Here is a 21,114-nt window from a genome sequence, read left to right as displayed (position 1 = left end):
ATTGGGCCAGTATCTTTCCTCCGAGGCAAATAACTTGCCCCGGAGGCAAAGGGGCGCCCGTCAGCGGTTGGCCACGGCCTGCTTGACGAGAGTGCGGCCGAAGTCCCACATCAGTCCGCCGCCGCTGTGCGCGTCGTCCATGACGGACGTGAACGCCGCCACGAAGCGGTCCACCTCGGCGTCCCCGATGACCAGCGGCGGAATCAGCTTGATCACTTCCAGATGGTCGCCGGAGACCTGGGTGAGGATCCGGTGCTTCTGGAGCAGCGGCACCACGACCATCTGGGCGAAGAGCCCCTTGCGGGCCGCCTGGAGCATGGTCCAGCGGCTGCGGAGCTTCAGCGACGACGGCCGGCCGAACTCGATGCCGATCATCAGCCCGCGCCCGCGGACCTCGTGCAGCAGCTCGTAGCGGTCCACCAGGGCCGCCAGCCGCTCGCGGAGCAGATCGCCGGTGCGCCGGGCGTTCGCGACGGTCTCCTCGTCCTCCATCACGGTCAGGACGGCGAGCCCGGCCGCCATCGCCTGCGCGTTGGAGCCGAAGCTCGCGGAGTGGACGAGGACCCGGTCCATCGAGGAGTAGACCTTGCGGAAGATCCAGTCCTTGCCGAGGGTCGCGCCGACGGGCACATAGCCGCCGGAGAGCGCCTTGGCCACACAGACCAGATCGGGCTCCACGCCCTCCTCGTGCTGGTAGGCGTAGAAGTCGCCGGTCCGGCCCAGGCCCGTCTGCACCTCGTCGGCGATCAGGAGCGCCTTGTGCCGGTGCAGCAGCTCCTGGGCCTGCCGCAGATAGCCGGGCGGCGCGGCGTGCACGCCCTTGCCCTGGATCGGCTCGACGACCAGCGCCGCGACATCGCCCCGCTTCAGCTCGCGGCGCAGCGCGTCCAGATCGCCGAGCGGCACGGCCGTGTCGGGGAGCAGCGGGGCGAACCCGTCGCGGAAGCCGCTCTCCCCGTTGACCGACAGGGATCCGGTGGTGAGCCCGTGGAAGGCGTGGTCGCAGTAGAGGATCCGGGGCCTCCCGGTGGCGTACCGGGCGAACTTCAGCGCCGTCTCGACCGCTTCCGTACCGCTGTTCCCGAAGAAGACGCGGTCCAGGTGCGGGCTGTGGGTCAGCAGCTTCTCGGCGAGCAGTCCGGGCAGCGGCTGGCAGTCGAAGCGGGTGAGGTCGGCCAGCTGGGCGTCCAGGACGTCGTGCAGGGCCTGCCGGACGACGGGGTGGTGGCGGCCCAGGCCCATGACGCCGAAGCCGGCGAGCATGTCGAGGTAGTCGTCGCCCTCCGCGTCCCAGAAGTACGCGCCCTCGGCGCGCTCGTAGACCTTGTCGAAGCCGATGGTGTGGAGCATGCGCGGCAGCTGGTGGTTGAGGTGGCGCGCGTGCAGCTCGTACCGCTCGGACCCGCGCTCGGCGAGGAGCCGCGCCAGATCGAAGCCCTGGGATCCGCCGTCCGTCATCGCCCGCTCTTCTCCTTCGGATGTGCTGCGTCGTGCGGCCGGCCGCCCCGGGAAACCCGCGGCGGCCGGCCGTACCTCGTCGGTCACCGGCTCACCGGTTGCTGGTGACGGTCTCCCGGGCCGCGCGCAGGGATTCCTTGAGGGACCCCATCGTGGCGAGCACCGCCGTGGGCTCGTAGCCGCAGTGCGCCATGCAGTTGGCGCAGCGCGGGTCCTTGCCGCGGCCGTACTTGTCCCAGTCGGTCTCCTCGATGAGCTGACGGTACGTCGGTACGTAACCGTCGCTCATCAGGTAGCACGGGCGCTGCCAGCCGAAGAGCGAGTAGTTCGGGATCGCCCACGCGGTGCACGGGAAGTCCGCCTTGCCCTCCAGGAAGTCCAGGAAGAGCGGCGAGTGGTTGAGCCGCCAGCGGGCCCGGTTGCCGCCCGCGAAGGCCTTCTTGAAGAGTTCGCGGGTCTGGTCGACGCCGAGGAAGTGCTCCTGGTCGGGGGCCTTCTCGTAGGCGTAGGCGGGCGAGATCATCATCTCGTCGACCTTGAGGTCGTCGTTGAGGTAGTTCAGGACCTCGATGATGGTCTGCGGGGTGTCGGTGTTGAAGAAGGTGGAGTTGGTGGTGACGCGGAAGCCGCGCGCCTTGGCCTCCTTCATCGCGGCGACGGCCTCGTCGAAGACGCCTTCCTTGGCGACCGACTCGTCGTGCCGCTCGCGCAGCCCGTCGATGTGGACGGCGAAGGCGAAGTACGGGGACGGAGTGAACTTTTCGAGCTTCTTCCGCATCAGCATCGCGTTGGTGCAGAGGAAGACGTATTTCTTCCGTGCGACGAGCTGGCGCACGATCTCGTCGATCTGCGGATGCATCAGCGGCTCGCCACCGGCGATGGACACCATGGGGGCCCCTGATTCGAGCACCGCGCCCACCGCCTGGGCGACCGGCATGCGCTGCTTCAGGACACCGGCCGGGTGCTGGATCTTGCCGCATCCCTCGCAGGCGAGGTTGCAGGCGAACAACGGCTCCAGCTCGACGATCAGCGGGAACTTCTCACGCTTGCGGAGCTTCTGTTCGAAGAGATACGTCGCAACCTTGATGGTCTGGCGGAGCGGCATGGCCATCTAGCTCACCTCCTGGGGAGCAGTAAAGATCGGTGCCATTCGTAGAAAGCCGGAAGGACGGCACGAAGAACGCGGAACGCCGATATTCCACCGCGTACGGTGCCGATGCGGACGAGCTCATGCTCTGGAGCGTCCACGACCACCCGGACGGCCGCAACCGGGCGCGGTCCGTGACACAGGGCGGTACGCAGTGTCGCGGCGGACTCCATGTCCACCGCGATGGCCCCGCCCGCCCGCAGCGCGGCCCGCTCGGAGCCCCGTACGACGTGGTCGGAGCCGGTCAGGGGGCCGGTGTGGACGGTGCGGCCGGGGACGGCCCTGGCGAGGGCGGCGACCAGGACGCCGGTGCCGGTGCAGGGGGTGGTGCCGTCCACGTCCCGGGTCTCCTCGGCGACGACCAGGTCCCCGGGGTGCATCCCCGGGAGGAGGCCGGCGCAGAACCCGGAGGCGATCACGGCGGCGTCCGGAACCCCGTCGGGGCCCAGGAGGCGCGCCACGGCCGTCTCCGCCGCCCGGGGGCCCATTCCGGTGCGCAGGACCCGGACCGGGCCCGGGGCGCCCCTGCCACTGCGCAGGGCCACCTGCTCGATGCCGAGGGCGCAGGCGACCAGCAGCGGCGGCACGGGGCTCCCGGGCCCTCTCGGATCGTCCATCAGGCCCCCTCGACGGCGTCCGCGCGGTCGGCGAACGGGTCGCCGTACACGTAACGCCCGAGTGCGGTGAGCGGGAAGACCTGGCGGTAGAGGTGGTAGTTGATGGAGAAGTCCCAGGGGAAGCCGGTGCCGGTGAAATACGGCTCGTCCCAGGAGCCGTCGGCCTGCTGCGCCTCGGTGAGCCAGGTGACGCCCCGGGCGACGGACGCGGTGTCCCGGCGTCCCGCAGCGAGGAGGGCGAGCAGCGCCCAGGCGGTCTGGGACGCGGTGGACTCACCGTGTCCGATCCACTTCTCCTCCTGGTAGGAGCGCAGGTCCTCGCCCCAGCCGCCGTCGTCGTTCTGGACGGACTCCAGCCAGCCGACGGCCCGGCGGATCGCGGGGTGTCCTGCGGGCAGTCCGGCGGCGATCAGGGCGGGCACCACGGACCCGGTGCCGTAGACGTAGTTGACGCCCCAGCGGCCGAACCAGGCGCCGCACGCCTCCTGTTCGGCGAGCAGCCACTCGATGCCCTCGCGGGTACGGGGGTGGTTCGCGAGTCCCTCGACGGCGAGCATCTCCACGACATGGCCGGTGACGTCGGCCGACGGCGGGTCGATGACCTCGCCGAAGTCGCAGAAGGGAAGCCGGTTGGGGAAGGGGCTGGTGTTGTCGGCGTCGAACGCGCCCCAGGCCCCGTTGCGGGACTGCATCCCGAGGTTCCAGCGGACCCCGCGGTCGATGGCCGCCTGCATCCGGGCGGGGTCGGGGTGGCGCACCCGGCGCAGCGCCAGGACGACTTCGGCCGTGTCGTCGATGTCCGGGTAGTTGTCGTTGTGGAACTCGAACGCCCAGCCGCCCGGGGCCAGTTCGGGTTTTCGCACCGCCCAGTCACCGGGTCGGGTGATCTCCTCGGCCAGCATCCAGTCGGCGGCCTTCACCAGCGCCGGGTGGTCGGGTCTGAGTCCGGCGTCGGCCAGCGCGATGGTGGCCAGGCAGGTGTCCCAGACGGGCGACTGGCAGGCCTCGACCATCCGGGCGCCGTCCTCGCGCCGGACGGCGAACCGGTCGAGCGAGGCCAGCCCGGCCTTCATCACCGGGTGGTCGAGGTCGTAGCCGAGCAGGTGCAGCGCGATGATGGAGTAGACGGCGGGCGGCTGGATCCCGCCCCAGCAGCCGTCGTTCTCCTGGCGCTCGATGATCCACCGGGCGGCCACGTTCATCGCGATACGGCGCAGCGGGCGCGGGGCGACCTTGTGATAGAGGTGCAGCCCTTTGTCGAGGCGCTGGAAGAGTCCGTCCCAACTGGCGGGCGGGGCGAGCTTCCTGGCCGGGTTGGGGTGGTCCGGGTCGGTGTGCAGCTCGTCCAGGGCGAAGGGCGCGGGGCGGACCGGGCGCTTCGCGGAGACGATGGTGAGCGGCACGATGGTCTGCCGGGCCCAGCAGCCGAAGTCGTAGATGTTGAGCGGGACCCACTTGGGGAAGAACATCAGCTCGGGCGGCAGTTCGGGGAGGTCGTCCCATTTCCACCAGCCGAACAGGGCCAGCCAGATGCGGGTGAAGACGCGGGCCGCCGCGATGCCGCCCTGCTCCCTGATCCAGCCGGAGGCTCGGGCCATGTGCGGTTCGTCGGGGCGGTCCCCGGCCAGCCGCAGGGCGACGTACGCCTCGATCGTGGCGGAGAGGTCGCCCGGTCCGCCGTAGAAGGTGTTCCAGGTGCCGTCGCCGAGTTGTTCGCCGCGGATGAAGAGGGCGGCCGCCCGGGTCGTCTCCGCGTCCTGGATGCCGAGGAACTGACGCAGGAGCAGGTCCTCGGCGTCCATCGTGACGTTGGTGGCGAGGTCGCCCTTCCACCAGCCCTGCTCGTCCTGTCTGCCGAGGAGGTGCTCCACGGAGCGTTCCGCGGCCCGTCGCGCGGCGGCGGTCACGTCGTCCGCGGCGGTGGTCGTGTCGGTCGGATCGTCGGCCGGGGCCCCGGAGAGGTTCGCGGCCCCGGTCGATCCGTCGGTCGTCGCTGTCATGAGCTTCCCCTTACGTGCAGTCGGTTCTCTGCTGTGCTGGGGTCTCCGTCGGCCGGCGCCCGGTGAGGGGCGCCGGCCGGCGACTGCGAGTCATATGCGGAAAGTGATCATCTCTTTCGTACCACCACGAAGTCGGCGAGCTCGGTGAGCTGCTCCCTCACCCGGTGGGGCATGTCGACGGCGTGCAGCGCCTCGATGGCGACCGCGTGCTGACGACGGGCTTCCTGGGCGGTCCACTCGCGGCCGCCCGCCTCCTCGATGAGTGCCGCGCGGGCGGCGAACTCCTCTTCGGAGAAGCTGTCGAAGTCGTTGCTCTTGGCGTCGGCGGCGAGCAGCTCGCCCAACCGCTCGGACGCCTCGCCGCCCGCGGCGAGCGCCGCGACGACGGGCAGGGACTTCTTGCGCTGGCGCAGGTCGCTCCAGGTCTGCTTGCCGGTGGACTCCGGGTCGCCCCAGATGCCGAGCAGGTCGTCGACGGCCTGGAAGGCGAGGCCGAGGTGATAGCCGTACGCCTCCAGGGTGTCGGCGGTGCGGTCGTCGGCGCCGCCGAGCACCGCGCCGATGGAGACGGCGCAGGCCAGCAGCGCGCCGGTCTTGTTTCCCTCCATCTCCAGGCACTCCTCGACGGTGACCCGCTCGCGGTGCTCGTAGGAGATGTCCTGGGCCTGGCCGTCGATGAGCTTGCGGGTGGCGGTGGTCAGCCGGCGGGCCGCGCGGCCCGCCTCGACCGTGCCGAGCTCCAGCAGCAGGTCGTAGGCGAGTGCGAAGAGCGCGTCGCCGACCAGGATCGCCTGGGCGGGGCCGTGCACCTTCCAGACGGTGTCGCGGTGGCGGCGCTGCTCGTCGCCGTCCATCAGGTCGTCGTGCAGCAGCGAGAAGTTGTGCACGAGTTCGACGGCCACCGCGCCGGGGATGCCGGCCTCGGCGGGGGCGCCGGCAGCTTCGGCGGACAGCAGGGCGAGCGCGGGGCGCACGGCCTTGCCGCCGTCGCCGTCCGAGGGCCGTCCCTCGGCGTCGATCCAGCCGAAGTGGTAGGCGGCGACGGTGTCCATGGGCGGCGCGAGCCGGTCCACGGCAGCCCGCAGGACCGGCGCTGACAGGGCTCGTCCGCGCTCCAGAAGCGCGGTGACGTCCGCGGTGTCCGCCACGGTGTCGAAAGCCGGATTCGCCGGGGTCACAGACTCTCCTCTTGTTCCGGTGGTACTGCTCATGCCGCCTCCTGCAGCGGATGTCCAAGGGGGCGGCCGAGGTCCTGGAGCGCCGCGTCGGCGGCACCGGCGCCGCTGCGCACGGCACCCTCCATCGTCGCGGGCCAGCCGGTGGCGGTCCAGGCCCCCGCCAGCTGAAGGCCGGGCAGCCGGGTGCGGGGGCCGGGGCGCAGCCGTCCGACGCCCGGGGCGGGCGCGAAGGTCGCGGTGCGCTCCCGGGTGACGAAGAAGTCGCGGATGCCGGCGCCGCGGGCGGCGGGCAGCAGCCGCTCCAGCTCGGGCAGATAGCGGGAGCGCAGTTCGGCGACGGGCAGGTCGATCTCGTCCTGGGCGGCCGACTGCGAGACGGCCAGATACTGCCCGGGGCCCGTGAGCCCCGAGGCGTGGGTGCGGTCGAAGACCCACTGCACCGGGGAGCCGATCGCGGCGAAGAACGGCCTGCGCAGCACCTTGCGGTCGTAGATGACGTGCACGTTGAGGATCGGGGCGTTGTCGATGTCGAGCAGCAGCTCCGGCTCGTCCAGCGCGCCCGCGGGCAGCAGGTCGTGGGTCTCGGTCTGCGGCACGGCCAGCACGACGGTGTCGGCGGTGATCCGCTCCCCCGCCGTCTCCACGCTCCAGCGGCCGTCCTCGGTACGGGTGAGGGAGCCGGCCTTGGCGCGCAGCTCGGTGCGGACGCCCGCGGTGTCCAGGGCCTTGCGGGCGAGGGTGTCGTGCAGTTCGCCGAGCGGCACGGCGGCCCAGCCGATGTCGGCGGCGCCGGGCTCGGAGAGCAGGCCGGTCTTGAAAACCTTCGCGGCGAGCGCCATGGAGGCGTTCGGGGCGGTGGCGTTCAGGGTGGCGACGCCGACGAGGTCCCAGAGGGCCTCGATGGTGCGCTCGGACTGGCCGTTGCGGCGCAGCCAGGTGGCGAAGTCGACGCGGTCCAGCTCGGGGTCGGCGGGGTCCAGGCGGCCGAGCGCGAGGGCGGCCCGGCCGACGCTCGCCTTCTCGGCGAGCGAGAGGTGCGGGTAGGCGGCGAGCCCGCCGGCGAGGTGCAGCGGTACGGGCAGGCCGGTGCGGCGGATCCGTCCCAGGCGCGGTCCGGCGGCCCGGCCGACGTCCAGCACGGGCACGTCGAGGCGGTCCTGGAGCGGGGCCAGGTGGGAGGCGTCGATCCGGTCGAGGAACCAGCGGTAGCCGGTGCAGCAGCGCAGGTAGACGTGCTGGCCGTTGTCGACGGTGAGGTCGCCGCGCTGGAAGGAGAAGGCGAGGCCGCCGAGGCGGGGCCGCCCTTCCAGGAGGGTCACGTCCAGTCCGGCGTCGGCGAGGCGGAGCGCCGCCGTGACGCCGGCGAGTCCGCCGCCGACGACGACGGCGACGGGGCGCGGGGTCTCGTCGCTCATGCGTGCCCCTCCCGTCGGGTCGTGGCCGTCTGCCGGGTCCTCACCCCGGAGATCGTCGCAGTCTGTGACGCGTCGGGCCACCGGAGGGTTGCCCGGCGGCCGGAGGTGCCGGCGTCCATCAGGATCGCCCCCTGGCGGTGAGCCGCGAGATGTGGCGGGCGTCCAGTCCGGACAGGCCGCGCACCGCGACATAGGCCTTCTCGTGGCCGGGCAGCGAGACCCGTCCGCGCAGGACGGCCTCGGGGTCGCGCTCGATCCGGTCGAGGAGGCGGCGATAGATTCCGGCCATCGCCGCGACGCAGGCGCCGCTGCGGCGGTCGAGCATCGGCAGCAGCCGGTAGCCCTCGGCGAACAGGGCGCGGGCGCGGCGGACCTCGAAGTGGATGAGGCCGGCGAAGTCGGAGCCGGGGGGCGGGGTGGTGCGGTGGAACCCTGCCGAGCAGCCGAATTTGGCCAGGTCGTCGGCGGGCAGGTAGGTGCGTCCGTTGCCGGCGTCCTCGCGGACGTCGCGCAGGATGTTGGTGAGCTGGAGGGCGAGGCCGAGGGTGTCGGCGTACTCCGCGGCGCGCTCGGCCCCGCGGGCGCCCGGCGCGGTGCCGAAGACGCCGAGGCTGAGGCGTCCGATGGCTCCGGCGACACAGCGGCAGTAGGCCTTGAGGTCGTCCCAGGTCTCGTAGGTCGCGCCCCGGACGTCCATCAGGACGCCGTCGATCAGCTCGTCGAGTCCGCCGAGCGGGAGCGGGAAGCGGCGGGCGGCGTCCGCGAGCGCGACGGCCACCGGGTCGGTGTCGTCCTCGTCGACCGCGTCCTTGCGGATCCGCTCCAGCAGCTCGCGGGTGCTCTCCAGCCGGGTCCGCTTGGTCTCCGGGTCCAGCTCCCCGTCGCCGATGTCGTCGACCCGACGGGAGAAGGCGTACAGCGCCGACATGGCCTGCCGCTTCTCGTACGGCAGCAGTCTGATGCCGTAGGCGAAGTTACGGGCCTGCTGTCCGGTGACGGCCTCGCAGTAACTGTATGCGGCCTGCACCGGCGGCGACATGTACGTCGTCTGTCCCTCCACGGTCCGGCTCACCTCTCTCCACGCGCTCTTCGCAAGACGATTCCCACTTCGCGCAGCAGGCTGGGCTTGGTGGGCTTGGGCGGTCCGGGCAGTACGTCGAATCCGGCGGCCGAGATCGCCGTGAGCGCGCTGCGGCCGCCCCCGACGAATCCGGCGAGGAGCAGCTTGAGCCTGCCGTCGACGCTGCCCACCAGCGGGGGGCCCTCGTCCAGCAGGTCGCTCGCACGCTGGGCCTCGTAGGCGATCAGGGCGCGCACGGAGGCACCGGCGGTGGGCGCGGCCAGGTCGGTCTCGGTGACCCGGAAGCGTTCCATGTCCTCGGCGGGCAGATAGATCCGGTCGCGGGCCAGGTCCTCGGCCACGTCCTGCAGGTGCTCGACGATCTGGAGCGCGGTGCAGACCGCGTCGGAGCGGCGGACGCGTTCCGGGCTCGTGGTGCCGGTGAGGGCGAGGACCAGGCGGCCGACCGGGTTCGCCGAGAGCTCGCAGTAGGCGGCGAGCTCGGCGTAGGTGCCGTAGCGGCGGATCTTCTGGTCCTGGCGGTTGGCCTCGATCAGGCCGAGGAAGGGCTCGGGGGTGAGCGCGCGGCGCCGCACGGTGGGGCGCAGGTTGCGCAGCAGCGGGTGGCGCGGCTCATCGCCGGTGGTGGCGAAGACCCGGTGGAGGTCGGCCTCGAAGGCGTCGAGCATGGCGAGGCGGTCGTCGCTCTGCTCCGGCTCCAGGCCGAGGTGGCGGGCGTCCGCGCCACCGGGTGCGAGGTCGCCGTCACCGATGTCGTCGACGAGCCGGGCGAATCCGTAGACCGCCATCAGGTCGTCGCGCCAGGCGCGGGGCAGGAAGAAGGGCGCCACGGGGAAGTTCTCGTCCGCGGCCTTGCCGAGGGTGGCGTCGCCGATGCGCGCCTCGGGGGGAGAGGTCACTGCGAACCGCCCGGCGCGGGGACGGCGAAACCACGTCGGAGCTGGAGATCTTCCGTCATTGCCGTCACATCTCCCGTTCTACACTGCTGACCCAAAACAACCCTTTTCGGACACGCCGTTCATTCTTCCGAGTGCACTGCGGCAGAGCGGACGGTGCCGGGGCGTATCGCCCTACTTGCCATGAATCAGCACCGCTACAGCTTACGTTGTACAGCTCACAGCGGACCGGCGGGGTGGAGCGCCCGCCGCCGCTTCCCGGCCGTGTCCGTCAACCTTCCCCGCGTACGGCGGAATTGACGTCATCCGCCGGGAGGAGATCGCCCCTGGGGGCCTACTGCGGGCGGTCTGCCGGGCACCGCACGGCCCCCGCCGGAACGGTCCGGCGGGGGCCACGGGGAGAGCTGGGGCTACTTGCCCGTTTCGCGTTCGTACGCCTTGAGGACTTCCTCGGTGGGGCCGTCCATGAGGAGCTCGCCCTTCTCCAGCCAGAGCGCGCGGTCGCAGGTGTCCCTGATCGACTTGTTGTTGTGGCTGACCAGGAAGACCGTGCCCGCCTCCTTGCGCAGCTCGCGGATCCGCTCCTCGGAGCGGACCCGGAACTTGCGGTCGCCGGTGGCCAGCGCCTCGTCGATCATGAGGACGTCGTGGTTCTTGGCGGCGGCGATCGAGAAGCGCAGTCGCGCGGCCATGCCGGAGGAGTACGTCCGCATCGGCAGGGTGATGAAGTCGCCCTTCTCGTTGATGCCGGAGAAGTCGACGATCTCCTGGTAGCGGGAGCGGACCTCGGCCTGGGTCATGCCCATGGCCAGGCCGCCGAGCACGACGTTGCGCTCGCCGGTCAGATCGCTCATCAGCGCCGCGTTCACGCCGAGCAGCGAGGGCTGGCCGTCCGTGTACACCTGGCCGGATTCGGTCGGCAGCAGACCGGCGATGGCGCGCAGCAGCGTCGACTTGCCGGAGCCGTTGGTGCCGATGAGGCCGATGGCCTCGCCGCGGTAGGCGGTGAAGGAGACCCCGCGGACCGCGTGCACCTTCCGGACGCCGCGCGGCTCGCCCTTGCCCCGCCGCATCATGCGGCTCAGCGCGGCGGTGGCGCTGCCGCGGCCGCCGCCCGTGCCGTTGACGCGGTACACGATGTGCACGTCGTCGGCGATCACCGTGGGGATGCGTCCCTGTGCGTTGTCGTCAGCCACGGCCGTACCGCTCCTCCGCCTTCCAGAAGTACACGAATCCCACGACGCCCAGCAGCACGGCCCAGCCCAGGCCGACGGCCCAGACGTGGTCCGGCAGGTTCTCGGAGCCGTAACCGTCGATCAGCGCGAAGCGGACCAGGTCCATGTAGACCGCCGCCGGGTTGTACTGCAGTACGTCGGCGATCCAGGCCGGCTTGTCCTTGAGCATCACCGGGATGGAGAACATGACGCCCGAGGCGTACATCCAGGTGCGCATGACGAACGGCATCAGCTGCGCGAGGTCGGGGGTCTTGGAGCCGAGCCGCGCCATGACGAGGGCCAGACCGGTGTTGAAGAAGAACTGGAGAATCAGGGCGGGGATCACCAGGAGCCACGACAGCGAGGGGTAGCTGCCGAAGATGACGGCGACCGCGACCAGCACGATCATCGAGAACAGCAGCTGCTGGAGCTGCTGGAGCGAGAAGGAGATGGGCAGCGAGGCCCGGGGGAAGTGGAGGGCCCGGACCAGGCCGAGGTTGCCGGAGATGGCCCGGACACCGGCCATGACCGAGCTCTGGGTGAAGGTGAAGACGAAGACGCCGGTGACCAGGAACGGCACGAAGACGTCGTGGGGAATCCCCTCCCTGGTCCCCAGGATCAGCCCGAAGATCAGGTAATAGACACAGGCGTTCAGCAAGGGCGTGACCACTTGCCACAGCTGGCCGAGCTTGGCCTGGCTGTACTGAGCGGTCAGCTTCGCCCGGGAGAAGGCCAGGATGAAGTGGCGTCGGCCCCAGAGCTGTCGCATGTACGCGAACAGCCCCGGCCGGGCGCCGCTCACGGTCAGGCCGTACTTGGCGGCCAGCTGGGCCGCGCCGAGGCCCTCGTCGGCGGACGGCGGGGTCCCGAGGGCTACCCCACCGTCGTGGGTCGTGTCACTCACAAGTTGAAACTCTCGTCTTCACGCGCAGCCAGTCGCGGGCGCGGCTCAGGCGGACAGGTTCCGGAAAGAAAATACGCCTCATGCTCTCAGAGGAAAGCCTCTCAGATGACCGGAGGTCGGCCCAGCCTCGTCAGCCGCCACACCGTACGCCACTTCATCGGACGCCGAGGCCCGCAGGGCGTCGACCAGCCTTCCCGGAAACCGCCGAACCATGCCTTCAGCGCGGGCGGTGACGGACGCCTCACCAGGGTCAGCAGCAGCCAGACCCCGAGGTAGAGGGGGACCAGCGGGGCGGGCAGGTTCCGGCGGGCGAGCCAGACCCGGTTACGGGCCACCATGCGGTGGTAGACCGCGTGCCGGGACGGGGCGGTGGTGGGGTGGTTCAGCACCATGTCCGCGCGGTAGTCGATCATCCACCCCGCGTCCAGCGCCCGCCAGGCCAGGTCCGTCTCCTCGTGCGCGTAGAAGAAGTCCTCCGGCAGCGGGCCCACCTCGGCGATGACCTTGGTGCGTAGCGCGTTGGCGCCGCCGAGGAACGTCGTCACCCGCGAGGAGCGCATCGGGTCGGCGGCCCGCAGCCGGGGCACGTGCCGCCGCTGGGTGGCGCCGGTCTCCGGGTCGGCGATCCGGAAGGTGACGATCCCCAGCTTCGGATCGGCCTCGAACGCCTGCCGGCACAGCTCGGCGGTGTTCCGGTTCGGCAGCAGCCCGTCGTCGTCCAGGAAGAGCAGCGCGTCCACGTCCGCACCGCAGGGGCCGAACGCCTCGATGCCGACGTTGCGGCCGCCGGGGATGCCCAGGTTCTCGGGCAGTTCCACCGTGCGCACCCCGGCGGGCACATCGGGCACCGGGGCGCCGTTGCCGACCACCACGACCTCGATCCGGTCACCGTGCTGGGCGGTGACCGAATCGAGGAGGGCGCGGAGCTCGTCCGGGCGGTTGCCCATGGTGATGATCACCGCGCCCAGTTTCATGGGGAAGGTCACTTCAGCCTGCTGGACGCCAGGACGGACACCAGGTGCAGCAGGGTCTGCAGCAGCGCGATGCCGGCCATGACCGCCACGGTCAGGCGGGTGTAGAAGAGGTCGCCCCCGATCGCGTCCACGACGGCCACCACGAGGATCACCAGGGATGCCTCGATGCCGAGGATCAGCCGGTGGAACTTGAGCGCGGCGGCGGCCTTGCGGGCCAGCGCCACGCCGGAGGAGCGCGGCTCGGAGGCCGCCTCCTTGACCGGCGGCAGCCCGCCCTGGTGGCGGGCCACGCCCACCAGGTCCGTCTCGGCCTTGATCAGGATCGCGCCGAGCGCGGCCAGCGTGCCGAGGAAGGCCCAGAGCCAGTCGATCCGGCCCTCGCCCCAGATGTCGGCGGCGCGCAGGCCGAGGCCGACGAGCACCGCCGCGTCGCACAGATAGGCGGCGACCCGGTCCAGATAGACCCCGCTGAGCGAGTACTGCTTCTTCCAGCGGGCCAGCTCGCCGTCCACGCAGTCGAAGAGCAGGTAGAGCTGGACCATCACCACACCGAGCACGGCGCCCCAGACGCCCGGCACCAGCAGCGCCGGGGCGGCCAGCGCACCGGCCAGCGTCATCACGTACGTGACCTGGTTCGGCGTGACGCGGGTGTTGACCAGGTAGCGGTCCACGCGCAGCGAGACCTCGCGCATGTACATGCGCCCGGCCCAGTGCTCGCCGCTGCGCCGGTCCTTCACCCCCGGGGGGTGCACGACCGGACGGAGTTCAGCTACTGATGGTCGAGGCATAGTCGGCGTACGCGTCCCTGATCTGGTCGGTGGACAGGTTGAGGTGCTCCAGGACCGTGAAGCGTCCCGGACGCGTCTGCGGCGCGTAGTCGACGGCCTTGACGAACTCGTCGACGCTGAACCCGATCTCCTCCGGCAGGACCGGCAGACCGTGGCGGCGCAGTATCGATGCCATCAGGAGCGACTCCTGGCGGGCACCGCGCAGATGCATGGCGAAGCAGGCGCCGAGGCCGACCTGCTCGCCGTGGCTGGCCGCGCGCTGGGGGTAGAGCAGGTCGAAGGCGTGGTTGATCTCGTGGCAGGCGCCGGACGCCGGGCGCGAGTCGCCCGCGACCGACATCGAGATACCGGTGAGCACGAGCCCCTCGGCCAGCACCTTCAGGAAGGCGTCGTCGCCGACGCCGCCCGGGTGGCGCAGCACGGCCTCGCCGGCCTGGCGGGCCATCGCGGCCGCGAGTCCGTCGATCTCCTCGCCGTTGACCTCGTGGGCCAGCTCCCAGTCGGCGACGCAGGAGATGTTCGAGATCGCGTCGCCGATGCCGGAACGGACGTAACGGGCGGGCGCCTCACGGATCACGTCGAGGTCGATGACCACGGCGATCGGGGTGGGGACCCCGTAGGAGCCGCGCCCGTTGTCGTTGTCGAGCGTGGCGACCGGCGAGCACAGGCCGTCGTGCGAGAGGTTCGTCGCGACGGCGACCAGCGGGAGGCCGACCCGCGCCGCGGCGTACTTCGCCACGTCGATGATCTTGCCGCCGCCGAGGCCGACGACGGCGTCGTACCGGTTGCCCTTGATGCCGTCGGCGAGCTTCACCGCGGAGTCGATCGTGCCGTCGGAGACCGGATACCAGTCGGCACCCGGCAGGACCGGAGCGAGCCTCTCCCTGAGGGCGCGCCCGGAGCCGTCGCTGATCGCGATGGCGAGCTTGCCCGAGGTGGAGATCCGCTGATCGGCCAGAAGACCCGCCAGATCGTCCATGGCGCCGCGCCGGATGTCGACGACGACCGGGGACGGAATGAGCCGGGTCAGTACTGGCACGCGATCTCACGGCCCTTCTTGAGGTCGTCGTGGTTGTCGATCTCGACCCAGGTCACGGTGCCGATGGGGGCCACGTCCACGGTGAAGCCGCGGTTGACCAGCTCCTGGTAGCCGTCCTCGTAGTAGAGGTCGGGGTCGCGCTCGAAGGTGGTCTTCAGCGCGTCCGCCAGCTCCTCGGCGGCCTCGGCCTCGATGAGGGTGACGCCGATGTACTCACCGGTCGCGGTGGCCGGGTCCATCAGCTTGGTGATGCGCTGAACTCCCTTGCCCTCCGCGGTGATGACCTTCATCTCCTCGTCGGCGAGGCTCTTCTCGGTGTCCAGGGCGAGGATGATCTTCTGGCCCTTGCCGCGGGCGTCCAGAAGGGTCTTCTCGACGGAGACCGGGTGCACGGTGTCGCCGTTGGCGAGGATCACGCCGCGCTTGATGACGTCACGGGCGCACCACAGGGAGTAGGCGTTGTTCCACTCCTCGGCCTTGTCGTTGTCGATCAGCGTGAGGGTGAGGCCGTAGGTCGCCTCCAGCTCGGCCTTGCGGGCGTAGACGGCCTCCTTGCGGTAGCCGACGACGATCGCGACCTCGGTGAGTCCGACCTCGGCGAAGTTGGCGAGCGTGAGGTCGAGGACCGTCTTGTCGCCGTCGACAGGGACGAGCGCCTTGGGGAGCGTGTCCGTGTAGGGGCGCAGACGTCGTCCTGCACCGGCTGCCAGTACGAGGCCGATCATGCGAGTTCTCCTTCGTCGTGTACGGCGGGCGCCGAGGAGGACACCCAGAAGCGGATGGACTCCACGAGCACCACCAGAGCCACGGCGACCGCGAGCGCGGTCAGGGCCGTGGTGAAACCTGAAGCGTGGGTGAGTACGGCGGCGAGGACGGCCACCAGCGCGGTACGGCCCTCGTGTCCACCGATCGTCCGCACCAGCCACTGGGGCGGCGCGCCGGTGCCTCCGCGAATGCGGTACACCGTGTCGTAGTGATGGTAGGCGACGGCCGAGACCAGCCCGAAGGCCGCCGGAACGGCGTGCGGGACGTCGCTGCGGGCCGCCAGCACCAGGATCGTGACGTACTCCGCGGCCCGGAAGAACGGCGGCACCAGCCAGTCGAGCGCGCCCTTGAGCGGGCGGGCGACGGCGAGGCCGGAGAGGACCACGTACACCGCCGCGGCGGCGACGGTGAGCCAGCTGCCGTACGGGAGGAAGAGCGCCCCGCCGATCATCACGAGCGTGCCGAGCAGGGCGACGGCCGGAGCGGTGAACGCGCCCCGGAGCCCGGGGGCGACGGCCGCGACGCCCTGGGCGAGCGGGCCGGAGTCGGCGAGGTCCGCCAGGGCCTGCGCGGCGCGGTCGGTACGGCGCGCCTTGCGGGTCAGCGAGCGCAGCAGACGGCCCGCTGTGGTGTAGCAGGCGGCGAGCGCGCAGCCGATGAGCAGGGCGTAGAAGACGATGCGGGGCGTGGTGAGCGCGGTGAGGACCGCGATCATGGCCCAGCGCTCGCCGATCGGCAGCACGATCATCCGGCGCGCCCAGACCGTCCAGCCGACGCTGTCGAGCTTGCCGGAGAGGGCGGCGGTGGGGCTGGTGTTGGCGACCGCGTCGTGGTTGGCCTCGTTGAACGAGAAGTCCACGACATGGCGGCAGGCCTGGAGGACCATCGCGCCCAGCGCCAGGACCCATACGTCGTCACCGCCGCGTACGGCGCCGATGGCGAGCCCCGCGTAGTACGCGTACTCCTTGGCCCGGTCGAAGGTGGCGTCCAGCCAGGCCCCCATCGTGGAGTACTGCAGCGAGTAGCGGGCGAGCTGCCCGTCGGTGCAGTCCAGCACGAAGGAGACCATCAGCAGGATCCCGGCGGCGACATAGCCGCCCCGGGTGCCGGTGGCCGCCGCGCCCGCCGCGATCAGCGCGGTGATCAGCGAGGCGGTGGTGACCTGGTTCGGGGTGAGGTTGCGGCGGGCGCACCAGCGGGCGATGTAGCGGGAGTAGGGGCTGATGCAGAAGGTGGTGAAGAAGCCGTCGTGCGCCTTCACCGCGCTGCGCAGCCGTACGGCCTCGTCGTCGACCGAGGCGAGGCCCGCCTCGGCGGCGGCCCGCTGCTCCGGGTCCGTGGGGACGGCCGCGACGAGCGAGCCGAGGGCGGGGCGCTGTACGGCGGTGCCGTCGGCCTCCAGTGCCACGGCGATCCGGCCGGGGACGGTGCGGTCCTCGGGCGCGGGGTCGGTGTCCGGCTCGACGACCGGGGCGCCCGCGCCGACGGCGGCCGTGGTGCGCCGGAGCGCACTCAGCAGGGCGCCGCGCGCCTCGGGCCGGGCGGTGAGCGCGCCGGGCACGGTGGCGACGGCGAAGCGCGGGTCGGTCAGTCCGAGCCGCAGCGCGTGGACGTGGCCCACGAAGCGCGGGTCGACGAGGGCGACCCGGCGGCCGGCCGGAACGGCGGCGAGCAGGGCTGCGGCGTCACCGGCGTCGACGGCGGTCTGCACATCGAAGCCCAGGGACCGCAGATCGTCCGCGAGCGACGACCCGGGTACCGGCGTACCGGTGAGGATGGCGGTCGACAGACGAACTCACTCCTTGGCACTGACGGGGACGACACACGGCCGCACGGCCACGAGACGGGCCGGCGGCGTGTCGGCTGAGGCTATCCGATGAACGGAAGGCTGAGTTCACCACCCGTTTGTGCGCTGTTCGGGTGGATCCGCAAGCGCGGTCGCCGTTCGCGATCATCATCATCGATCGGGGGCCCGGCCCACAAACCCGCGGGCCGGGCCGCGGACGGCGGGCCCTTAGGCTGACGGTCATGACATGGCTGATCACAGGCGGGGCGGGTTATATCGGGGCACACGTGGCGCGGGCCATGGTGGCGGCGGGCGAGCGGGTCGTGGTGCTCGACGACCGCTCCAGCGGCATCGTGGACCGGCTGCCCGAGGACGTGACCCTGGTGGAGGGCTCGGCCTCCGACCGGGCCCTGCTGGACCGGGTGCTGGCCGGGCACACGGTGAGCGGTGTGGTGCATCTCGCGGCGAAGAAGCAGGTCGGCGAGTCCGTGGAGAAGCCGCTGCTGTACTACCGGGAGAACGTCGCCGGGCTGGGCGTGCTGCTGGAGGCCGTGGTCGCGGCGGGTGTGCGGCGCTTCCTCTTCTCGTCGTCGGCGGCCGTCTACGGCGTACCGGACGTGGAGCTCATCACCGAGGAGACGCCCTGCCTGCCGATCAACCCGTACGGCGAGACCAAGCTCACCGGGGAGTGGCTGGTGCGGGCCACCGGGAAGGCCCACGGGATCTCGACCGCCTGTCTGCGGTACTTCAACGTGGCGGGCTCCGCCGCACCGGAGCTCGCGGACACCGGGGTCTTCAACATCGTGCCGATGATGTTCGAGCGGCTGACGCGCGGCGAGGCCCCGCGGATCTTCGGTGACGACTACCCGACGCCGGACGGCACCTGCGTCCGCGACTACATCCACGTCGCCGACCTGGCGGAGGCGCACCTCGCCGTCGCGCGGCGGCTGGACGGGGCGGACGCCGTCGACCTGACGCTGAACGTCGGCCGGGGCGAGGGCGTCTCGGTGCGGGAGCTGGCCGAGGTGATCGGCGAGGTGACGGGTCACGGACTCGAGCCGGTGGTGGAGCCGCGCCGGGCCGGTGACGCGCCGAAGGCGGTGGCGTCGGCCGCGCGGATCACCGAGGAGCTCGGCTGGACGGCACGGCGGAGTGTGCGCGAGATGGTCGAGTCGGCCTGGGAGGGCTGGCAGCTGCGCCATCCCGAGGCCCGTCCGTGATCGGTTCCCCGTGGCGTCGGTGATCGTGTCAACGCCCTGACCTGCGGAACGTTTCCGCAGGTCAGAGCACATGACAACGGTGTTCAGTCCCGTGTTGCCCCATACCCCCCACCCGTAGTTCACTGGCCTGGTCGGGGCGGTTCCGCCCCGGCGCGTCCTAGGGACCTGGAGGCGTTTCGCATGGGGGCTGGCCACGATCACGGACATACGCACGGCGGGCCGCCTGCGACCGGCACGGCGGCCGCCGCGTACCGGGGCAGGCTCCGGGTGGCCCTCGCGATCACGCTGAGCGTGATGGTGATGGAGATCGTCGGCGGCGTCCTCTCCGACTCGCTGGCCCTGATCGCGGACGCCGCCCACATGGCCACCGACGCCCTGGGGCTCGGCATGGCGCTGCTCGCCATCCACTTCGCCAACCGCCCGGCCGGCCCGAACCGCACCTTCGGCTTCGCCCGTGCGGAGATCCTGGCGGCCCTCGCCAACTGTCTGCTGCTGCTGGGGGTCGGCGGCTATCTGGTCTTCGAGGCGGTCGAGCGGTTCATCACCCCGGCCGAGACGAAGGGCGGACTCGCCATCGCGTTCGCCGCGGTCGGCCTGGTGGCCAACATCGTCTCGCTGTCCCTGCTGATGCGCGGGCAGAAGGAGAGCCTGAACGTGCGGGGCGCCTATCTGGAGGTGATGGCCGACACCCTGGGCTCGATCGCCGTGATCGTCTCGGCGGGCGTCATCATGGCGACCGGCTGGCAGGCCGCCGACCCGATCGCCTCGCTGGCGATCGGCCTGATGATCGTCCCCCGGACGGTGAAGCTGCTGCGGGAGACCCTGAACGTGCTGCTGGAGGCGGCGCCCAAGGGCGTGGACATGGCGGAGGTACGGGCCCACATCACGGCGCTGCCCGGAGTCCTGGACGTCCACGACCTGCACGCCTGGACGATCACCTCGGGCATGCCGGTGCTCTCCGCCCATGTGGTGGTGCGCCAGGAGATGCTGGACTCGATAGGACACGAGAAGGTTCTGCACGAGCTGCAGGGCTGCCTCGGGGACCACTTCGACGTGGAGCACTGCACCTTCCAGCTGGAGCCGAGCGGCCACGCCGAGCACGAGGCGCACCTCTGCCACTGAGAGGCGCGAGGGGTCGGTGCTAGGGTGGAGTCGCTGAGACGTTCGAGTCTCGTGGTGGAGCGGAACCCGGTGTCACCGGGACCTTTCGAGAGGAGCTGAGGTTGATGACGGTCGCGACGACGCCTTCCCGGCGCAGCAATCGGTCCTTCCTCATCTCCAGGGTTTCCGGCTAGGTCCACCTTCTTCGCGGATCGGGTCGGAGCCCTCACACGCAAGGGTTCCCACGTTGACCGACCACACCGACGACGCCTCGCGCACCGAGGCGTTCTTCACCCTGCACCACCGTCTTCCCCGGCAGAGTCCCGGCTCCGACGCGACCACGCGCCGGCTGCTGGAACTCGCCGGTCCGCTGCCCGACCGTCCGCGCGTCCTCGACCTGGGCTGCGGTCCGGGCCGTGCCGCTCTGCTGCTCGCCGCCGAGGCGGGCGCCGAGGTGACCGCGGTCGACCTGCACCAGCCGTTCCTGGACGAGCTGCGTGCGGCGGCCGTGGCCCGTGGCCTCGGCGACCGGATCCGTACGGTCCGGGCCGACATGGGCGATCTCACCGGCCCCGCGTTCCCCGAAGGGGCCTTCGACCTGATCTGGGCCGAGGGGTCGGCGTACTGCATCGGGTTCGACACCGCCGTCCGCGACTGGCAGCGGCTGCTGGCCCCGGGCGGCTCGATGATGATCTCCGAGTGCGTCTGGACCACGGACGCGCCGTCCGACGGGGCGCGCGGCTTCTGGGACCGCAACGGATCCCTGCGCACCCTGCCGGAGACCACCGCGGCGGCCGTCGCCGCGGGCTGCACGGTCCGCGCCGTGCTGGTCCAGCCCGAGAGCGACTGGGACGCGTACTACGCACCGCTCGCCGAGCGGGTCGCGGACACCGACCCGGGCGCTCCCGGTATGGAGTGGGCGCTCGCGGCCACCCGCGAGGAGCTGGCGGTGCGGCGGGAGCACGGCACGGAGTACGGCTACGCCGCCTATGTCCTGCGCCCGGCCGATCCTCGGTGGGCCACCCGGCCGGAGACACCGGCGGACCGTACGGCCGTGCACGCGGTCAACACGGCCGCGTTCCCGACCCGGGACGAGGCCGACCTCGTGGACGCCCTGCGGGCCGACCCCGAGGCCTGGCTGCCGGGCCTGAGTCATGTCGCCGAGGCTCCGGACGGGTCTCTCGCGGCGTACGCGCTGCTGACCCGCTGCCGGGTCGGCGACGCCCCGGCGCTGGCGCTGGCCCCGGTGGCCACCTCCCCCGCCCACCAGCGGCAGGGTGCGGGGCAGGCCGTGGTCCGGGCGGTGCTGGACGCCGCCCGGGTGCGCGGTGAGGCGCTGGTGCTGGTGCTCGGTCATCCCGAGTACTACCCGCGCTTCGGTTTCGTGCCGGCCTCGCGCTACGGGATCCGGCCGGGTTTCGAGGTTCCGGACGAGGCGATGATGGCCCTGGTGCTGGACGATTCCGTCCCGGTTCCGGCGGGCATGATCCGTTATCCGGCGGCCTTCGGGGTCTGACGGCCCGTCCGCCCC

Annotated in this window: 18 protein-coding genes; 3 read left to right on the top strand and 15 right to left on the bottom strand. The window is 71.5% G+C overall.

Annotation, left to right across the window (positions count from 1 at the left end; genetic code table 11):
- Window positions 1–60: 60 nt before the first annotated feature.
- From KV381_RS32320 to KV381_RS32250, 15 genes are all read right to left on the bottom strand, one after another.
- Window positions 61–1,458, bottom strand: a complete 1,398-nt coding sequence (locus KV381_RS32320; RefSeq protein ID WP_218786913.1) for an aspartate aminotransferase family protein — start codon at window positions 1,456–1,458, stop codon at window positions 61–63.
- Between the two features lie 91 nt (window positions 1,459–1,549).
- On the bottom strand, window positions 1,550–2,569 hold the full coding sequence (gene hpnH / locus KV381_RS32315) for an adenosyl-hopene transferase HpnH (RefSeq protein ID WP_098026228.1): 1,020 nt from the start codon (window positions 2,567–2,569) through the stop codon (window positions 1,550–1,552).
- Between the two features lie 5 nt (window positions 2,570–2,574).
- The gene (locus KV381_RS32310) at window positions 2,575–3,222 is read right to left on the bottom strand and encodes a 1-hydroxy-2-methyl-2-butenyl 4-diphosphate reductase (protein WP_086777576.1); all 648 of its coding nucleotides are present in this window, start codon (window positions 3,220–3,222) and stop codon (window positions 2,575–2,577) included.
- Window positions 3,222–5,222, bottom strand: a complete 2,001-nt coding sequence (gene shc, locus KV381_RS32305) for a squalene--hopene cyclase (protein WP_098026227.1) — start codon at window positions 5,220–5,222, stop codon at window positions 3,222–3,224. The genes KV381_RS32310 and shc overlap by 1 nt, the downstream gene beginning before the upstream one ends.
- A gap of 107 nt (window positions 5,223–5,329) precedes the next feature.
- Window positions 5,330–6,433: a polyprenyl synthetase family protein gene (locus KV381_RS32300; protein ID WP_030623252.1), complete on the bottom strand. Its 1,104-nt coding sequence runs from the start codon at window positions 6,431–6,433 to the stop codon at window positions 5,330–5,332.
- Window positions 6,430–7,815, bottom strand: a complete 1,386-nt coding sequence (hpnE, locus tag KV381_RS32295; protein WP_218786912.1) for a hydroxysqualene dehydroxylase HpnE — start codon at window positions 7,813–7,815, stop codon at window positions 6,430–6,432. Before hpnE ends, KV381_RS32300 begins: the two co-directional genes overlap by 4 nt.
- A 118-nt stretch (window positions 7,816–7,933) precedes the next feature.
- A complete protein-coding gene (hpnD, locus tag KV381_RS32290) occupies window positions 7,934–8,854 on the bottom strand; it encodes a presqualene diphosphate synthase HpnD (protein ID WP_179889538.1) in 921 nt (306 codons plus the stop codon).
- Window positions 8,855–8,883: 29 nt separating this feature from the next.
- Entirely contained in the window at window positions 8,884–9,795 is a 912-nt protein-coding gene (gene hpnC, locus KV381_RS32285; RefSeq protein ID WP_218786911.1) for a squalene synthase HpnC, read from the bottom strand.
- Between the two features lie 407 nt (window positions 9,796–10,202).
- Entirely contained in the window at window positions 10,203–10,988 is a 786-nt protein-coding gene (locus KV381_RS32280) for an ABC transporter ATP-binding protein (RefSeq protein ID WP_030076415.1), read from the bottom strand.
- A complete protein-coding gene (locus KV381_RS32275; protein WP_030076413.1) occupies window positions 10,981–11,910 on the bottom strand; it encodes an ABC transporter permease in 930 nt (309 codons plus the stop codon). Before KV381_RS32275 ends, KV381_RS32280 begins: the two co-directional genes overlap by 8 nt.
- A 101-nt stretch (window positions 11,911–12,011) precedes the next feature.
- Window positions 12,012–12,884, bottom strand: coding sequence for a glycosyltransferase family 2 protein (locus KV381_RS32270; RefSeq protein WP_218787344.1), 873 nt, complete (start codon window positions 12,882–12,884; stop codon window positions 12,012–12,014).
- Between the two features lie 8 nt (window positions 12,885–12,892).
- Window positions 12,893–13,672, bottom strand: coding sequence for a CDP-alcohol phosphatidyltransferase family protein (locus tag KV381_RS32265; RefSeq protein WP_078611032.1), 780 nt, complete (start codon window positions 13,670–13,672; stop codon window positions 12,893–12,895).
- Window positions 13,650–14,711, bottom strand: coding sequence for an iron-containing alcohol dehydrogenase family protein (locus KV381_RS32260; protein ID WP_030623265.1), 1,062 nt, complete (start codon window positions 14,709–14,711; stop codon window positions 13,650–13,652). Before KV381_RS32260 ends, KV381_RS32265 begins: the two co-directional genes overlap by 23 nt.
- Window positions 14,699–15,436: a sugar phosphate nucleotidyltransferase gene (locus KV381_RS32255; RefSeq protein ID WP_030076405.1), complete on the bottom strand. Its 738-nt coding sequence runs from the start codon at window positions 15,434–15,436 to the stop codon at window positions 14,699–14,701. Before KV381_RS32255 ends, KV381_RS32260 begins: the two co-directional genes overlap by 13 nt.
- On the bottom strand, window positions 15,433–17,187 hold the full coding sequence (locus KV381_RS32250; RefSeq protein WP_218786910.1) for a DUF5941 domain-containing protein: 1,755 nt from the start codon (window positions 17,185–17,187) through the stop codon (window positions 15,433–15,435). The genes KV381_RS32255 and KV381_RS32250 overlap by 4 nt, the downstream gene beginning before the upstream one ends.
- Before the next feature lie 317 nt (window positions 17,188–17,504).
- Here KV381_RS32250 and galE point away from each other — a divergent pair, with 317 nt between their 5' ends.
- The 3 genes from galE (at window position 17,505) to KV381_RS32235 (ending at window position 21,099) form a co-directional block, all read left to right on the top strand.
- A complete protein-coding gene (gene galE / locus KV381_RS32245) occupies window positions 17,505–18,482 on the top strand; it encodes a UDP-glucose 4-epimerase GalE (protein WP_103536886.1) in 978 nt (325 codons plus the stop codon).
- Between the two features lie 180 nt (window positions 18,483–18,662).
- On the top strand, window positions 18,663–19,604 hold the full coding sequence (locus tag KV381_RS32240; protein ID WP_103536887.1) for a cation diffusion facilitator family transporter: 942 nt from the start codon (window positions 18,663–18,665) through the stop codon (window positions 19,602–19,604).
- Window positions 19,605–19,830: 226 nt separating this feature from the next.
- Window positions 19,831–21,099, top strand: a complete 1,269-nt coding sequence (locus KV381_RS32235; RefSeq protein ID WP_218786909.1) for a bifunctional class I SAM-dependent methyltransferase/N-acetyltransferase — start codon at window positions 19,831–19,833, stop codon at window positions 21,097–21,099.
- The last annotated feature ends 15 nt before the right edge of the window (window positions 21,100–21,114 follow it).

This window comes from Streptomyces sp. WY228 (assembly GCF_019287315.1).
In the GTDB taxonomy this organism is placed as follows: domain Bacteria; phylum Actinomycetota; class Actinomycetes; order Streptomycetales; family Streptomycetaceae; genus Streptomyces; species Streptomyces caviscabies.
The sequence above is the reverse complement of the archived record's forward strand: the minus strand, read 5'-3'. Positions and strand labels throughout refer to the sequence as shown.

Coding starts and splice junctions, on each gene's coding strand:
- KV381_RS32320 (WP_218786913.1), bottom strand. CDS start 1,458: ATGACGGACGGCGGATCCCAGGGCTTCGATCTGGCGCGGCTCCTCGCC.
- hpnH (WP_098026228.1), bottom strand. CDS start 2,569: ATGGCCATGCCGCTCCGCCAGACCATCAAGGTTGCGACGTATCTCTTC.
- KV381_RS32310 (WP_086777576.1), bottom strand. CDS start 3,222: ATGGACGATCCGAGAGGGCCCGGGAGCCCCGTGCCGCCGCTGCTGGTC.
- shc (WP_098026227.1), bottom strand. CDS start 5,222: ATGACAGCGACGACCGACGGATCGACCGGGGCCGCGAACCTCTCCGGG.
- KV381_RS32300 (WP_030623252.1), bottom strand. CDS start 6,433: ATGAGCAGTACCACCGGAACAAGAGGAGAGTCTGTGACCCCGGCGAAT.
- hpnE (WP_218786912.1), bottom strand. CDS start 7,815: ATGAGCGACGAGACCCCGCGCCCCGTCGCCGTCGTCGTCGGCGGCGGA.
- hpnD (WP_179889538.1), bottom strand. CDS start 8,854: ATGTCGCCGCCGGTGCAGGCCGCATACAGTTACTGCGAGGCCGTCACC.
- KV381_RS32270 (WP_218787344.1), bottom strand. CDS start 12,884: ATGAAACTGGGCGCGGTGATCATCACCATGGGCAACCGCCCGGACGAG.
- KV381_RS32265 (WP_078611032.1), bottom strand. CDS start 13,672: ATGCCTCGACCATCAGTAGCTGAACTCCGTCCGGTCGTGCACCCCCCG.
- KV381_RS32255 (WP_030076405.1), bottom strand. CDS start 15,436: ATGATCGGCCTCGTACTGGCAGCCGGTGCAGGACGACGTCTGCGCCCC.
- galE (WP_103536886.1), top strand. CDS start 17,505: ATGACATGGCTGATCACAGGCGGGGCGGGTTATATCGGGGCACACGTG.
- KV381_RS32240 (WP_103536887.1), top strand. CDS start 18,663: ATGGGGGCTGGCCACGATCACGGACATACGCACGGCGGGCCGCCTGCG.